This window comes from Rhizobium sp. 62_C5_N11_2 (assembly GCF_051811185.1).
Lineage (GTDB): Bacteria > Pseudomonadota > Alphaproteobacteria > Rhizobiales > Rhizobiaceae > Rhizobium > Rhizobium leguminosarum.
The window spans coordinates 760,520-774,943 of record NZ_JBPWPW010000001.1 but is presented as its reverse complement, the minus strand read 5'-3'; the positions used below and the strand labels follow the sequence as shown (position 1 = coordinate 774,943).

General features: G+C 63.4%; 15 protein-coding genes. 7 read left to right on the top strand and 8 right to left on the bottom strand.

Going from position 1 to position 14,424, the window contains the following annotated elements:
* Nucleotides 1-128 precede the first annotated feature (128 nt).
* On the bottom strand, nucleotides 129-1,040 hold the full coding sequence (locus AB8B31_RS03835; protein ID WP_026188292.1) for a DUF1499 domain-containing protein: 912 nt from the start codon (nucleotides 1,038-1,040) through the stop codon (nucleotides 129-131).
* 340 nt (nucleotides 1,041-1,380) lie between these two features.
* Here AB8B31_RS03835 and AB8B31_RS03830 point away from each other — a divergent pair, with 340 nt between their 5' ends.
* Entirely contained in the window at nucleotides 1,381-1,773 is a 393-nt protein-coding gene (locus AB8B31_RS03830) for a hypothetical protein (protein WP_018240964.1), read from the top strand.
* Between the two features lie 16 nt (nucleotides 1,774-1,789).
* Here AB8B31_RS03830 and AB8B31_RS03825 read toward each other — a convergent pair whose 3' ends face one another.
* Nucleotides 1,790-2,035, bottom strand: coding sequence for a hypothetical protein (locus tag AB8B31_RS03825; protein WP_018449220.1), 246 nt, complete (start codon nucleotides 2,033-2,035; stop codon nucleotides 1,790-1,792).
* 143 nt (nucleotides 2,036-2,178) lie between these two features.
* On the opposite strand from AB8B31_RS03825, the gene AB8B31_RS03820 reads away from it, so the two are divergent.
* Nucleotides 2,179-2,376 carry a hypothetical protein gene (locus AB8B31_RS03820; RefSeq protein WP_012756389.1) on the top strand — a complete coding sequence of 66 codons (198 nt, stop codon included), beginning with the start codon at nucleotides 2,179-2,181 and terminating at the stop codon, nucleotides 2,374-2,376.
* Nucleotides 2,377-2,620: 244 nt separating this feature from the next.
* Complete coding sequence (locus AB8B31_RS03815) at nucleotides 2,621-2,899, top strand: hypothetical protein (protein WP_018240962.1); 279 nt, start codon at nucleotides 2,621-2,623, stop codon at nucleotides 2,897-2,899.
* Between the two features lie 37 nt (nucleotides 2,900-2,936).
* On the opposite strand, the gene ppdK is transcribed toward AB8B31_RS03815, so the two are convergent.
* On the bottom strand, nucleotides 2,937-5,645 hold the full coding sequence (ppdK, locus tag AB8B31_RS03810; protein WP_018240961.1) for a pyruvate, phosphate dikinase: 2,709 nt from the start codon (nucleotides 5,643-5,645) through the stop codon (nucleotides 2,937-2,939).
* 442 nt (nucleotides 5,646-6,087) lie between these two features.
* On the opposite strand from ppdK, the gene AB8B31_RS03805 reads away from it, so the two are divergent.
* Nucleotides 6,088-6,462, top strand: a complete 375-nt coding sequence (locus AB8B31_RS03805) for a hypothetical protein (RefSeq protein ID WP_032981436.1) — start codon at nucleotides 6,088-6,090, stop codon at nucleotides 6,460-6,462.
* On the opposite strand, the gene AB8B31_RS03800 is transcribed toward AB8B31_RS03805, so the two are convergent.
* From AB8B31_RS03800 to AB8B31_RS03780, 5 genes are all read right to left on the bottom strand, one after another.
* Entirely contained in the window at nucleotides 6,459-9,920 is a 3,462-nt protein-coding gene (locus tag AB8B31_RS03800) for a chromosome segregation SMC family protein (protein ID WP_018245171.1), read from the bottom strand. The genes AB8B31_RS03805 and AB8B31_RS03800 overlap by 4 nt on opposite strands.
* Before the next feature lie 96 nt (nucleotides 9,921-10,016).
* On the bottom strand, nucleotides 10,017-10,787 hold the full coding sequence (locus AB8B31_RS03795; protein ID WP_018245170.1) for a DsbA family protein: 771 nt from the start codon (nucleotides 10,785-10,787) through the stop codon (nucleotides 10,017-10,019).
* Between the two features lie 213 nt (nucleotides 10,788-11,000).
* The gene (relB, locus tag AB8B31_RS03790; RefSeq protein ID WP_018245169.1) at nucleotides 11,001-11,225 is read right to left on the bottom strand and encodes a type II toxin-antitoxin system RelB family antitoxin; all 225 of its coding nucleotides are present in this window, start codon (nucleotides 11,223-11,225) and stop codon (nucleotides 11,001-11,003) included.
* Between the two features lie 258 nt (nucleotides 11,226-11,483).
* The gene (locus AB8B31_RS03785; protein ID WP_018245167.1) at nucleotides 11,484-11,678 is read right to left on the bottom strand and encodes a hypothetical protein; all 195 of its coding nucleotides are present in this window, start codon (nucleotides 11,676-11,678) and stop codon (nucleotides 11,484-11,486) included.
* Nucleotides 11,678-12,175: a DUF721 domain-containing protein gene (locus tag AB8B31_RS03780; RefSeq protein WP_018245166.1), complete on the bottom strand. Its 498-nt coding sequence runs from the start codon at nucleotides 12,173-12,175 to the stop codon at nucleotides 11,678-11,680. The genes AB8B31_RS03785 and AB8B31_RS03780 overlap by 1 nt, the downstream gene beginning before the upstream one ends.
* Before the next feature lie 108 nt (nucleotides 12,176-12,283).
* Here AB8B31_RS03780 and mutY point away from each other — a divergent pair, with 108 nt between their 5' ends.
* The 3 genes from mutY to AB8B31_RS03765 are packed head-to-tail and all read left to right on the top strand — an operon-like array spanning nucleotide 12,284 to nucleotide 14,375.
* Complete coding sequence (gene mutY / locus AB8B31_RS03775) at nucleotides 12,284-13,387, top strand: A/G-specific adenine glycosylase (protein ID WP_018245165.1); 1,104 nt, start codon at nucleotides 12,284-12,286, stop codon at nucleotides 13,385-13,387.
* Nucleotides 13,388-13,389: 2 nt separating this feature from the next.
* Entirely contained in the window at nucleotides 13,390-14,004 is a 615-nt protein-coding gene (locus AB8B31_RS03770) for an HAD family hydrolase (RefSeq protein ID WP_026188650.1), read from the top strand.
* Between the two features lie 5 nt (nucleotides 14,005-14,009).
* Nucleotides 14,010-14,375: a nuclear transport factor 2 family protein gene (locus AB8B31_RS03765; protein ID WP_018245163.1), complete on the top strand. Its 366-nt coding sequence runs from the start codon at nucleotides 14,010-14,012 to the stop codon at nucleotides 14,373-14,375.
* The last annotated feature ends 49 nt before the right edge of the window (nucleotides 14,376-14,424 follow it).

Genomic DNA, 14,424 nt, shown 5'->3' with positions numbered 1-14,424 from the left:
TGGTGGCAGTTGCTACCTTATAGCGCGAGTTTCCCGCACCGTATCCCGGCCCTTCGCTTTGGGCTCAGGGCGTTCGCAACTGCAATCGATTCGCCGGATCGATTGCTGGCGCTTTGCGCCACCGTTGCTCACCCACCCGCAATTCCCAGCAGTTCGGCATCCAGCGCCTTCAGAAAATCGCCGGCGATTTCGGCGCTGAAGCCGAGGTCGTGTTGGCCGTAGCGGGAGGCGACGCGGATGTCGACGAAGGTGGTTTCGGCCTCTTCACGGAGGCGGATGAGGATATCGAAGCGCAGGCCGAGGATCAGCGTGCGGGTGGTGCCCTGCAGCGTCACGCCGGTGGCGCCGCGGATCAGCTTGGCGACATCATCGTCATAGGGGCGCGGCGTCGGCACGGGGACGATATCGGGCGCGTCGGCCACGGCATCGTCGCTCGCCGGCGGCGGCTTGACCGGTCTGTCCTCGGGATCGCGGCCCGGCTCGGTGTCGCCACTGCTTTTGGTGATGGTAATGCCGCTCATCTTGGCGACCTTGCGCACCGCTTCCAGCACGCGGTCGAGCGCGCCCTCATAACGCCGGCCGGTCAGTTCGGGATAGGCGGCGAGCTGCTTTTCGCGATCCTCCGGCGTCACATCAGCGTTGCGTTTCAGCCAGATCTGGTCGGAATAGGGCGGCGACAGCCAGTCCGGTGCGGAGACCGGATCGGTGGAGACGTCGTAGATATCAGGCAGTGTCAGATAGTGCTCGGTGGCATAGGCGCCGAGGCCGAGCGGAAAGGCGGCATAGATCAAAGCCGCCAGCGCCGCCAGCCCGCCTTCGGCCCCCGTCATCCAGAGGCTGCGCAGCCCGAGGGCGGCCAGCATGGCGGAAAGCAGCGCGCCGCCGGCGGCGGCAATCAGCAGCAGCACCAGATAGGGTGTGGCGAGGCCGCCGAATCGGTGGGCGATCATCACAGCCAGCGCCAGCACCAGGGAAAACGCCCCGAGCAGCCGCGAAAAGCGGGCGGCGTTGGAAACGGGGCGGTCGAAGCGGATGGCCATCAAACTTACCGGTTGCTCGTCGGCGCCCGCGCGTTCGACCACGCAAATCGCCTCAACCCTGTTTAGAGCATGATGCCGAAAAGTGTGAAGCGGTTTTCGGACGACATCATGCTCTATCCTTTGATTTAGATCCGGATTCAGATTTTAGGTCGGCCCGGCCTAAAGTCATCCGGATCTGGGGCAAGATTCGGCTAAATTGAAACTATTGTCTGAGGCATTGCGTTGGAATCCACGGCGGAAGGCCATGGTGAAACGGGGGCTGCTTCATAAGCCCTTGCTGATATGTCAAAAAAGAGCCATTCTGCCGCGGTTTCATCTCCAGATGTAGAGGAGAGACGGGATGATTTCACCCGAGATTGCAGCAAGGCCGCAGGCGTCTGCGCTTGGCGGGATCGACCACCAGTCCGAGCCGATGCTGCCGATGGAGCTGCTCGAGCTCGAACTTTCGCTCGAAGGTTATGCCGGCGGCGATGCCGGCTTCTGCGAGGCGGTGCGCCAGGCAGCGGCACGCTCCGGCGGCGAATTGCTGTTCGACCTGCCGGCCGGCGGCCTCGTCCAGAATTGCCGGCGCATCGCCGTGCTGCGCATTCCGGATGACGGCCAGGAGATGCGCGTGGTGCTGGCGCTGCTCGACGATCACGGCACGGAGATCCGCATGCAGGCGCCTGACGAAGAGACCGCGCCGCTGGTGCGTTTCGCCGATGCCTTCATCGAACTGCTGGAGCGGATCTAAGTTCTAGATCAAGATGTCAGCGGCGCTCGGCCGCGGCTTCCGCAACACTGCGGAAGGGAAACTTGCGCCCGCATTCGCACTTGATCATGAAATTTTCCTGGTTGTTCGAGGGCCGCTGCACGCCAAAGCCGCGCGGCAGCTGATCGACCTTGAAATCCGGATGCTTGCGCTTGGGATCGTCAACTTCCGAGGCTTCGGCGAAGCCCTCATTGCCGCATTGCGGACAGTTCAGTTTTTTCGAAAATCGATCGCGAAGGGCCATGCTCGTTCCAGTGATTCCGGCCTCTTTTGGAGAGGCCATGCTTTCCTCATACAGAGGAATGCCCCTCATGCATAGAAAGCTTGGCCGGCGAAAGTGGAACCAAGTGCTGAGGCTGCCGTTCCTTTTTCGAAAAGGAGGTACTCATGCCCAACAAGGACCCGATCCCGACACCCAATGCCGATACGCCGCGCGGCCCGACGCCGACACCCGGCATTCCCGACCCCATCCAGCAAAAACCGCCGCTGACGCCGGCGCAGGATCCGGCCGATACGAAGAACCCGCAGGATCCACCGCTCAATCCGGCGCTGCTGCCGATTGGGGATCCGGCTGGGGCGGCGTGACGATGCTGGTCGTGCCGTATGGCTGCCCCTCACCCTAACCCTCTCCCCGTAAAAACGGGGCGAGGGGACGTGCCACGCGAGAGGTAGAAGGGGAACGGAGAGGTCGCGGCATGTCCCCTTCGCCCCGCGAGCGGTGGCGGCAGCCGGATGAGGGGCTGGTCTCAGCGATCTCCTGGGAAGAGCGGCTTGACGCCCTCGCCCGAATGGCCTTTCCTCGGGGAAATGCATTCCAAGGAATAAACCAATGCGTATTCGTCTTCTCATCACCGTCATGGCCACCATCGTCGCCGGGCTCTCCGCCTGCCAGACGATGACGCCGGAGGAGCGGCGGGCGGCGGATGAGCAGCGGTGCCTCAGCTATGGCTTCCGGCGCGGCACGGATGGTTTTGCCACCTGCCTGCAGCGCATCGATCTCGACCGGCGCGCCGAATCGCGGGCGCAGAGTGCCGAGATGATGCAGAGCATGGCCTGGGATCTGAACGGGCCTTATATCTACCGCGATCGCTGGCGGTATCATCACTGAGCGCCACGGGCGCCCTGCCCCAACTCCACCGAATATCTTACAAGCCTGCCCGCAGCTCTTTCGGACCGCGCCGGACCTCGTCCAGACCATTTGAAATCACCGCTTGCGCCGCTGCCAGCCTGGCGATCGGCACGCGGAACGGCGAGCAGGAGACATAGTCGAGGCCGATCGTCTCGCAGAAGCGGATCGAGGCCGGGTCGCCGCCATGTTCGCCGCAGATGCCGAGCTTCATGTCGTTGCGGGTGCGCCTGCCGCGTTCGGCGGCGATGCTGATCAATTCGCCGACACCGTCGAAATCGAGCGAGATGAAGGGATCGTGCTCGATAATGCCCTTGCGCTGATAGGTGGGGATGAAGGCCGAGGCATCGTCGCGCGAGATGCCGAAGGTGGTCTGCGTCAGGTCGTTGGTGCCGAAGGAGAAGAATTCGGCGGCTTCGGCGATCACATGGGCGCGAAGGGCCGCGCGCGGCAGCTCGATCATCGTGCCGACGAGATAATCGATCTTCATGCCGGCCTCGCTCATCACGTCGCCGGCGACGGCATCGATCCGCGCCTTGACGTAATCGAGCTCGGCGCGCAGGCCGACGAGCGGCACCATGATTTCCGGCACGACGGCAGCCCCGGTCTCCTGGGCCGCGGCAATCGCCGCCTCGAAGATGGCACGGGCCTGCATTTCGACGATTTCGGGATAGGAGATCGCCAGCCGGCAGCCGCGATGGCCGAGCATCGGGTTGAACTCGTGCAGCGCATCGACGCGCTGGCGAAGCACGGAGGGCTCCATGCCCATGGCGAAGGCGACCTCGGCCACCTCGTCGTCTGTTTTCGGCAGGAATTCGTGCAGCGGCGGATCGAGCAGGCGGATCGTTACCGGCAGGCCGTGCATGACGGTGAAGAGGCCGGTGAAATCCAGCCGCTGCATCGGCAGCAGCTTGTCGAGCGCCAGCCGCCTGCCCGTCTCATCGACGGCAAGGATCATCTCGCGCATCACATGGATGCGCTCACCCTCGAAGAACATGTGCTCGGTGCGGCAAAGGCCGATGCCTTCGGCGCCGAAGGAGCGGGCGGCCAGCGCATCGGCCGGCGTATCGGCATTGGTGCGCACCGTCATGCGCCGAGCGCGGTCGGCCCAGCCCATGATGCGGCCGAAATCGCCCGACAGCGCCGGCTGGATCATCGGCACCTCGCCCTTCAACACCTGGCCGGCCGAGCCGTCGATGGTGATGATATCGCCCTTCTTCAGCGTGACGCCGATGCCGAGCAGCCGCTCGTTGCGCTGATCGATGCGCATGGTGCCGGCGCCGACGACGCAGGGGATGCCCATGCCGCGGGCAACGACCGCCGCATGGCTGGTCATGCCGCCGCGCGTCGTCAGGATGCCTTCAGCGGCATGCATGCCGTGAATATCCTCGGGGCTGGTCTCAACCCTGAGCAGGATGACCTTGCGGCCTTCGGATTCCGCCTCGACGGCCTCTTCGGCGGTGAAGACGATGGCGCCGGTGGCAGCGCCCGGCGACGCCGGCAGCCCGGTGCCGATCACCTGGCGGGTGACGCGCGGATCGATGGTGGGATGCAGCAGCTGGTCGAGGCTGGAGGGCTCGATGCGCAACACCGCCTCATCCTCGGTGATCACGCCCTCGTCGACCATGTCGACGGCGATCTTCATTGCCGCCCGGGTCGAGCGCTTGCCCGAACGGGTCTGCAGCATCCACAGCCTGCCGCGCTCGATGGTGAATTCGATATCCTGCATGTCGCGGTAATGGATCTCGAGCTCGGTGCAGATGTGGCAGAGCTCGCGAAACGCCTCGGGCATCAGCTTTTCCATCGAGGGTTTTTCGGAGCCCGAGGAAATCCGCCCCTCCTCGGTGATGCTCTGCGGCGTGCGAATGCCGGCCACCACATCCTCGCCCTGGGCATTGACCAGGAATTCGCCGTAAAGCGCCCTCTCGCCGGTCGAGGGGTTGCGGGTGAAGGCAACGCCGGTGGCGGACGAATTGCCGAGATTGCCGAAGACCATCGCCTGGATGTTGATCGCCGTGCCCCAGCCTTCCGGAATATTGTGGAGCTGGCGGTAGGTGACAGCGCGCGCGCTCATCCAGCTGGAAAAGACGGCGCCGACCGCGCCCCAGAGCTGGACTTCGGGATCCTGCGGGAATTCCCGCTCCAGCTCCTCCTCGATCAGCTTCTTGTAGAGCGAGACGATATGCTGCCATTCCGAGGCGCTGAGTTCGGTATCGAATTCATGGCCGAGCTTGGCCTTCTCGTCTTCCAGGATCTCCTCGAAGGCGTCGTTGCCGAGGCCCATGACGACATCGGCATACATCTGGATGAAGCGGCGGTAGCTGTCCCAGGCAAAACGCGCGTCGCCGGCATCATGACCCAGCGCCTGCACGGTCTCGTCGTTGAGGCCGAGATTGAGCACCGTGTCCATCATCCCCGGCATCGAGACGCGGGCGCCGGAGCGCACCGAGAGCAGCAGCGGCTGGCTGACGGAGCCGAAGTGGCGGCCGGTGACCGCCTCGATCGCCGATATGCCGGCGCGCACCTCAGCCTTCACCGCATCCTCGATATGGCGGCCATTCTTGTAATAGGTGTTGCAGGCGTCGCTGACGATCGTCAGCCCCGGCGGCACCGGCAATCCGAGCGCGCACATTTCCGCCAGATTGGCGCCCTTGCCGCCCAGAATCTCGTGATCGCGCGCCCGGCCCTCAGCCTGCCCGTCGCCGAACCTATAGACCCACTTGGTCATCTTCCCCCCAACACCAAATCGGGATCAGCTTAATCCGTTGGTGTTGAAATGAAAATCGACAAATGCGGCAGAATGTTGCGCTGCACAATAAATCTTGGCCGTGGCCGGCATCGAAACGGTTGAAAGGCGCCCAAACAGCAAACAAGGCATAAAAAAAGCTTTGCGGGACTGCAACAATGTCCCGCAAAGCCTTGTTTCCGTCCGGCCAGGAAAACCGGACGGGGGGTCCCTCAACCCAGGAACGGCTCAGCTTTTTGTAAAGAGAACCGCTCTGACCTCGTCATACGCAATTCCTGAGAAAATAGATCGCTACTTCCCAAGATTTGCTCTCGGTTTCCGGTTCTTGCCCTCGCCCGGAAAACCGCACGCAAATTCGACAATGCGCAACCTTTGGTCGCCCGCTTTCCAGCAGAGTAATTAGGTTGCGTTGAAACAACTTCTAATGCAAGTCAGCGAAAAGAGCATCACCCAAATGGGGTACAAGCGACAAGAGAGCCGACCTTTTTTGGTGTTTATTGCTCGGCCCTTGATTTTACGCAATTTCCGGGCGCAAAACCGCGCCGCACCTTTGCTGAAATTGCGTCCGCCTGGTTTCACGCAATCCCGAACGGAAAACCGCTGCGCACTTTTCCTGGAATTATTGTCTTTGGTTTCGCAATTCCGGACGGAAAACCGCTGCGCACTTTTCCTGGAATTATTGTCTTTGGTTTCGCAATTCCGGACGGAAAACCGCTGCGCACTTTTCCTGGAATTATTGTCTTTGGTTTCGCAATTCCGGACGGAAAACCGCTGCGCACTTTTCCTGGAATTGCTTTAGGCAATCTCGCGCAGGCGCTCGGCCATTTGCAGGTCGACGGAGACGAGCTGGGAGACGCCCTGTTCGGCCATGGTGACGCCGAAGAGGCGGTTCATGCGGGCCATGGTGATCGGGTTGTGGGTGATGATGACGAAGCGGGTTTCGGTGGAAGCCGCCATTTCGTCCATCAGATTGCAGTAGCGCTCGACATTGTGGTCGTCGAGCGGCGCGTCCACTTCGTCGAGCACGCAGATCGGCGCCGGATTGGTGAGGAAGACGGCGAAGATCAGCGCCATTGCCGTCAGCGCTTGCTCGCCGCCCGAGAGCAGCGTCATGGTCTGCGGCTTCTTGCCGGGCGGACGGGCGAGGATTTCCAGGCCGGCTTCGAGCGGATCGTCGGATTCGATCAGCTGCAGCTCGGCGGTGCCGCCGCCGAAAAGATGGGTGAACAGCCGCTGGAACTGGGCATTGACGATGTCGAAGGCGGCGATCAGCCGCTCGCGGCCCTCGCGGTTGAGGCTCTGGATGGCGCCGCGCAGCTTGCGGATCGCATCGATGACGTCGTCGCGTTCCTTGATCAGCGCTTCGAGCTTCTCGCTCAGCTCCTTCTGCTCCTCGTCGGCGCGCAGGTTGACGGCGCCCAGCCGCTCGCGCTCGATCCGCAGGCGTTCCAGCTCGCGCTCGACTTCGCGCGGATCGGGAAGCGCCTGCATGGTCGGGCGCCCGGTCAGCTGCAGCGCCTCGTGCGGCGCGACGTTCAGGACCTCGCGGATGCGGCCTTCGCTTTCCTGCCGCTTCTCGCGGGCGGAGACCAGGCGCTCCTCGGCACGGCCGCGGCGTTCACGGCATTCGGCAAGTTCCGACAGCGCCGTCGTCGCCTTTTGGTCGGCCTCGCGCTGGATGCGTTCGGCCTCAGCCAGCAGATCGCTGGCCTGGCGGCGCGCCTCCTCGGCCTTCTGCAATTCGCTAAGCAAGGCGCGGCGCTTGTCGTCGAATTCATCCGGCGCCAGTTCGAGCTCGGCTGCCTCTTCGCGCGCCTCTTCCTCGCGTTCGCGCAGCGTCGCGACATGATCTTCGGCGCTTGCCGCCCGCTGGCGCCAGGTGTCGCGCTCCTGGCCGATCGCCATGATGCGGCGCTGGCGGGCTTCGTTTTCCCTCGCCAGGCTTTCATGGCGGGCGCGGCTTTCGGCCAGCGCTCCACGATCGGTCGCAACTTCCGCCTGCTGGAACCGCAGCCGCTCGTCGATCGCAGTCAGATCGGGCGCGTCCTCCAGCTCGATGCGGGCATTTTCTTCCTGGATGGCGATCTCCTCCAGCTGCGCGCGCAGCTGGCTGGCGGCCTCGCTGACGACATCGCGGCGGCGAATGAGATCGCCGGAGGCACGCTCGGCGGCGGCAAGCGCATCACGCGCTTCGGCGAGATGGCGCGCCGACAGGCGGCTCATGTCACGCGCCTCGGCAAGCCGGCGCTCCTCGGCGCGGATCGCTTCCGCTGCCGCTGCCTGCCGCTCTTCGGCTTCGGCAAGCACGTCGCGGGCAAGGGCTGCTTCGCTTTCGAGCTCGGCCAGGCGGTTCTTCTGGGCAAGGCGGAGCGCCGCGGCACTTGGGGCGTCGGCACCGGTGACATGGCCGTCCCAGCGATAGACCGCACCCTCTTTCGTCACCAGCCGCTGGCCGGGCTTCAGCGCCGCCATCAGCGACTCGGCATCGCCTTCCGCGACCAGGCCGATCTGGCGCAGCCGGCGGGTGAGTGCCGCCGGCGCGCGGACATGGGCAAGCAGCGGCGCAACACCGGATGGAAGGACGGGATCGCTGGCGCCATCGCCATTATCCGACCAATGGGCCGGCGCCTCGGCATCAAGCGGCGATTCCAGATCGTCGCCGAGGGCAGCACCGAGTGCGGTCTCGAAGCCGCGGTCGACCTTCAGTTCGTCGGCAACCGGCGGAAATTTGCCGGCGGCAGCACCGGCGGCGAGCATGCGGGAGATGGTGCGGGCCTCGGTTTCCAGCGCATTCAGGCTCGAGCGGGCCTGATCGACCGGCGCGCGCGACAGCGCCTCGGTCTGGCGGGCAACGGCAAGCGCCTGGTCGACCAGCTGAACGGCGGCTTCGGCGTCGGCGACGGCGATCTCGCCGGCCTCGACGATGGCGCGTTTTTCGTCGGGATCGGGCAGGCCGGCGATCTTCTCGCCGACAGCGGACAGTTCCTGGTTTGCCTCATCCATCTGGCGTTCGAGGCGCATCCGGCGGTCGGTGAGATCGCGGATGGCGCGTTCCAGCTGGTTGCGGCCGGCAGCCGCCTCGGCGCGCTCGGCCGTCAGCGCTGTAAAGATGCGCTCGCTGTCGGCAAGCTTTGCCGCCGCCTCCTCGAAGGCCTCGCGGGTTTCCTCGGCATAACGGCCGGAATCGGCAAGGATTTCTGAAATCTCCGCCTCTTCGGCATCGAGCCTCGCCAGGATGACGGCATTGTCGGCCACCAGCCGCTCCTCGCGGCTTATATCTTCCGCAAGCTGGGCGAGACGGCGGGTCAGCTCGTCGCGGCGGCGCAGAATGCGGCCGGCATCCTCCTCCAGCTGGCTTCTGGCGATCTGCAGGCGCTGCAGGGCGGCGGCGGCACGCGCCTCGCCCTCGCGCAGTTCCGGCAGCTTCAGGCTGGCGATGCCCTGGTTCTTCGCCGCCTCCATCTGCATCTGCGCCTTTTCGGCGACGACTGAGGTCGCCTGGTTCAGCGCGCTGTCGGCCTCGGCCTCGGCCTCCTTGGCCTGCACCCAGCGGATATGCAGCAGCATTGCCTCGCGGGCACGGATATCGGCAGACAGCGTCTTGAAGCGATTTGCCTGGCGGGCCTGGCGCTTCAGGCTTTCGATCTGGCTTTCGAGCTGCGAGGTGACGTCGTCGAGACGTTCGAGATTGCCTTCGGCGGCGCGCAGCCGCAGTTCGGCCTCGTGGCGGCGGGAATGCAGGCCTGAGATGCCGGCCGCCTCTTCGAGCAGCTGGCGGCGGGCCTGCGGCTTGGCCTGGATCAGCTCGCCGATACGCCCCTGCCCGACCATCGACGGCGACCGGGCGCCGGTGGAGGCGTCGGCAAACAGCAGCTGCACGTCCTTGGCGCGGCTTTCCTTGCCGTTGATGCGATAGAGCGAACCCTGTTCACGCTCGATGCGGCGGGTGACCTGGATCTCGTCGCTGTCGTTGAAGGCGGCAGGCGCGGTGCGCTCGCCATTGTCGAGATAGAGCGCCACTTCGGCGGTATTGCGCGCCGGGCGGTTGCCGGAACCCGAAAAGATCACGTCGTCCATGCCGGAGGCGCGCATGTTCTTGTAGGAATTCTCGCCCATCACCCAGCGCAGCGCCTCGACGAGATTAGACTTGCCGCAGCCGTTCGGGCCGACAACGCCGGTCAGCCCGCGCTCGATGATGAATTCCGTCGGCTCGACGAAGGATTTGAAGCCGACCAGGCGCAGCTTGTTGAACTTCATGCAGAAGCTCCGCAGCGCGGGACGGGCTTGTCATGCAGCCACAAAAAAACGGGCGCACGGCTTTCGCCGTCGCCCGTTCTATCGAAACGATCCGGTTCAGAGCAGGCTGTCGATAAGCTTCGACATGGTGTCAACCGGCATGTCTCCAGAGTAGCGCTTGCCATTGATCAGGAAAGTCGGGGTGGCGTTGACGCCAAAATCCTTGGAACCTCTTTCCCGCGTGGCGTTCACTTCATCCAGAAGCTTCTGGTTCGTCAAGCATTTCGTGAAGCTATCCTCAGTAAATCCGGCAAGCTTCGACATCTGCAGCAGTGCGGCGCGGCCGTCATCGGCGGCGGCCCAGATCTGCTGCTGCTTGAAGAGCATCGAAACCATCGGGAAATACTGTTCCGGCGTGCTCAACTGTTCCGGATTGGAGGCGCTGCAGCGGGCGAGCATGAAGGCTGCGGCAGCGCGCGGGTCGAAGGGGAATTCGCGGATGATGAACTGCACCTTGCCGCTGTCGACGTACTTCTGCTTGATCGTGTCGAAGGTGGTGTTGTGGAAATGAGCGCAATGCGGGCAGGTCATCGACATATATTCGACGATCTTGACCGGGGCGTCGGCCTTCCCAAGCGCCATTTCCGGCAGCGCGCCGGGCTTCAGCACTGCGGCCATGTCGACATCGCCGTCGGACTGCGGCATTTCGGTCGCCGCTGTGGCCGCCGTCTGCATGGTGTCGACATTGGTGCCATCAGCCATGGTCTTGCCGGAGGACGAAGCATCGGCAGCGTCCTTACTGTCGTTGCAGGCGACAAGCGCAACGGCAGCTGCGGCGATGGCGATACCGCTGAGCAGGCGGCGTTTCGTCAGTTGCATTTCGGACATCTGCATGGATTCCCCATAACTAATGAGATTGACGGCGTGACTGTGCGATATAACGGCTGACGGCCGCTCACAAGCCACGCTTCACCAACTTCCTTCAAAGAATTGTGACCGCGGGAAGACGACTAGACCAAAAATTGCAAGATTGGTCCGTCTGCGAATTTTGCCGATAGATATCGCGGCGGCTGCCAGCCGGTATCGGCTGGTCGATGAAACTCAATTGTCCACCCCGTAACGCGCCGTCAGCTCGGCCAACGGCACGCTATCGCCCTCGTCGCGGCGAAGTTCTTCGAGGCGCCTTTTGGCAAGATAGACATCTTCCAGATCGTCGAGATGCGCGAGGATGGCTTGCCGCACATAGAAGCTCTTGCTGCGGCCGGTACGCCTGGAAAGCTCATTCAGCCGCGCTTCGATATCAGGGGGCAACTGCAAGACCAGCATGATTTTTCTCCCGTCTGCTATATACAAATATGGCATCCGAAGCGTTTTGCCAGTGCCTCTACACCGCCGAGGAAAGTTCAAGAGGGTAGCGTCAAGGTTCGGTGAAGATGTCGAGGATCAGCGTCGTAGCGGCTGCTCGGAGCCCGCAAAGCTCTCGATCATGGCCTCGATGACACGTTCACGATCAAGCACTTCCGCATTGAATGGCAGGCCGACCGGATAACAGAGGGGATCGGATTCGGCGGTATAGACCAACGCTTAGGCGCACTTGCGCGTGAACTGGGCGCGGATCGCCTGGCGGCGTTCTTCGGGCGGCTGATCCTTGGTCTCGGCGAGGAGCTTGCGCATGCGCGGGCTGAGCACCAGGCCGTCAACCGCACTGATCTTTTCAGCACAGGCTTCAGTCAGGCCGCCGGTCTTGGCGTTGCCGGTCAAGTTGGGCGTTTTGCTCATCAGCGTTGATTCCCCCGCTTGCCCATCACCGCTGTCCCCAAGCGCTGGATTGCCTGGCGCAGCTTGTCGTTCTCGATCCCCTCCATCATGCCTTCGAGCTTGCGGGCGGCTTCGCCTTTCAGCGGCGCCGGGGTGCGGGAGCGGCGGATCGGTTGTGAGACCGGCTTCTGGACGATGCGGATCTGGTGGACGGCGGCAAAGCCGAAGAAGCTGTTGATGCGCTGGATGAGTTCGCCCTGGGCATGGGTGAGGAAGAGCGCACGCGCGCCTTCGCAGGCAATGGTCAGCACGCCGGGGCGGAAGCCGCCGACCTCATTGCCGCCGCGGGCCCAGGCGATCTTTTCCGGCCGGGTGCAATCGGCGAAATCCTCGCCGGCGATTTCGCTCCACGAGCCGAGCAGAGCCGTGCTGATGCCGGCGCGCCGGGCAAGAACGGGATCGATCAGCCCGTTCGCCAGCTCGGAGATCTGCTTCACATCTTTGCGTGGATAACTCATCGAAACCCTTCGGCGCCGCCGCCAATTCGCGCTTCAATTCGCATAGGCGACTTGATCGCGCGGCATTGCTTCGCCAAGTATAGGCACTTCCCCCCATCGCGGCAAATCATGACGATCACCACACTCGACACGCCCTCAGCAAAGCCCCTGCTCGACTGGTACGATCGCCACCACCGCGAGCTGCCCTGGCGCGTTTCGCCCGGCATGGCGGCCCGCGGCGTCAAGGCCGATCCCTATCGCGTCTGGCTGTCCGAGGTGATGCTGCAGCAGACGACGGTGCAGGCGGTCAAACCCTATTTCGAGCGGTTTCTGCAGCGCTGGCCCGAGGTGACCGATCTTGCCGCGGCCGAAAACGACGCGGTGATGGCCGCCTGGGCAGGGCTTGGCTATTACGCGCGGGCTCGCAACCTGAAGAAATGCGCCGAAGCGGTGGCAAGAGAGCATGGCGGCGTCTTTCCCGACACCGAAGAAGGCCTCAAATCCCTGCCCGGGATCGGCGACTATACGGCGGCGGCCGTCGCGGCCATCGCCTTCAACCGGCAGGCGGCTGTCATGGACGGCAATGTCGAGCGAGTGATCTCCAGGCTCTATGCGATCGCCACGCCGCTTCCGGCGGCAAAGCCGGCGATGAGAGAGAAGGTGGCGCGGTTGACGCCCGCCGATCGGCCCGGCGATTTCGCCCAGGCGATGATGGATCTGGGTGCCACGATCTGCACGCCGAAGCGGCCGGCCTGTTCGCTCTGTCCGTTCCGGGGGGCGTGCGAGGCGCTCAAACTTTCCGATCCCGAGCTCTTTCCGGTCAAGGCGGCGAAGAAGGAGAAGCCGGTCAGATATGGCGCGGCCTTCATCGCGGTAACAGGCGATGGCGAGATCCTGTTGCGGCGGCGCATCGACAGCGGCCTGCTCGGCGGCATGACCGAGGTGCCGACGACCGCGTGGACAGCGCGCATCGACGGCGAGACCTCGGCTGCGGCCGCTCCCTTCGAAGCGGCATGGCAGGCCTCTGGCACCGTCATCCATGTCTTCACCCATTTCGAGCTCAGGCTTTCGATCTGGCGTGCGGCAATCGCTGCCAAGGTCGCCATGGATGACGGCCCGGATGACGGATGGTGGGAGCCGGTTACAAATCTTGAAGCCCAGGCCTTGCCGACCATCATGAAAAAAGCGATCGCAGCGGCTATTCCTCTCGCGTTTAAAACATCCAAGGGATGACCATGACCACCGACATAAGACATATCGTTTTCGATATCGGCAAAGTCCTTATTCATTACGATCCGCATCTTCCCTTCAGCCGCCTCATCCCCGATGAAACGGAGCGCAACTGGTTCTTCGCCAATGTCTGCACCCATGACTGGAACATCGAGCAGGACCGCGGCCGCACATGGGCGGAAGCCGAAGCGCTGCTGATCGAACAGCACCCGGCGCGTGAAGAGCATATCCGCGCCTTCCGCAAATATTGGCACGAGATGGTGCCGCACGCCTATGACGACAGCGTCGCCATCATGGAAGGGCTGATTGCCGAGGGGCGTGACGTAACGATGCTGACAAACTTCGCCTCCGACACCTTCCGCGAGGCGCAGGCGCGCTTTCCCTTCCTCAACCTACCGCGTGGCGTTACCGTTTCCGGCGATGTCGGCCTGATCAAGCCGGATATCGCCATCTACGAGACGCATACGAAGAGTTTCGGCCTCGATCCCGCTGCGACGATCTTCATCGACGACGCACCGGTCAATGTCGAAGGTGCCAAGGCCTATGGCTGGAATGCGGTGCTGTTTTCGGGGCCCGAGAAGCTGCGCAGCGATCTCACGGCTTACGGATTGAAGGTCTGAGACCCATGGCATTCGACCCCGCAGAAGAGATCGAACGTTTTCACGCCGCCATCAACGCCCTCGATTTTCCCGCCATCGAGGCCTATTTCGCCGAGGATGCCACCTATGTCTCGAACGGCGTCGGCAGCCTTGCCGGCCGCGCCGAGATCATGGCTGCCTTCCGGCGTTATTTCGACGACTATCCCGATCAGACGGCGGAAAATTCGCTGGTGGAAACGTTGACGCCGCTCTCCGGCCGATCGGTCTGGTCGGTGCGCGCCACCCACAGCAAATCAGGCAAGCCGCTGATCCGCGAGGGTGAGGAGACGATCACCTTCAATGCGGAAGGGCGCGTCACGCGGGTCGACGTCACCGATTACCAGGAGTTCTGACTGGAGCAATTCCAGCAAAAGTGTAGAGCGGTTTTGCGTCCGGAATTGC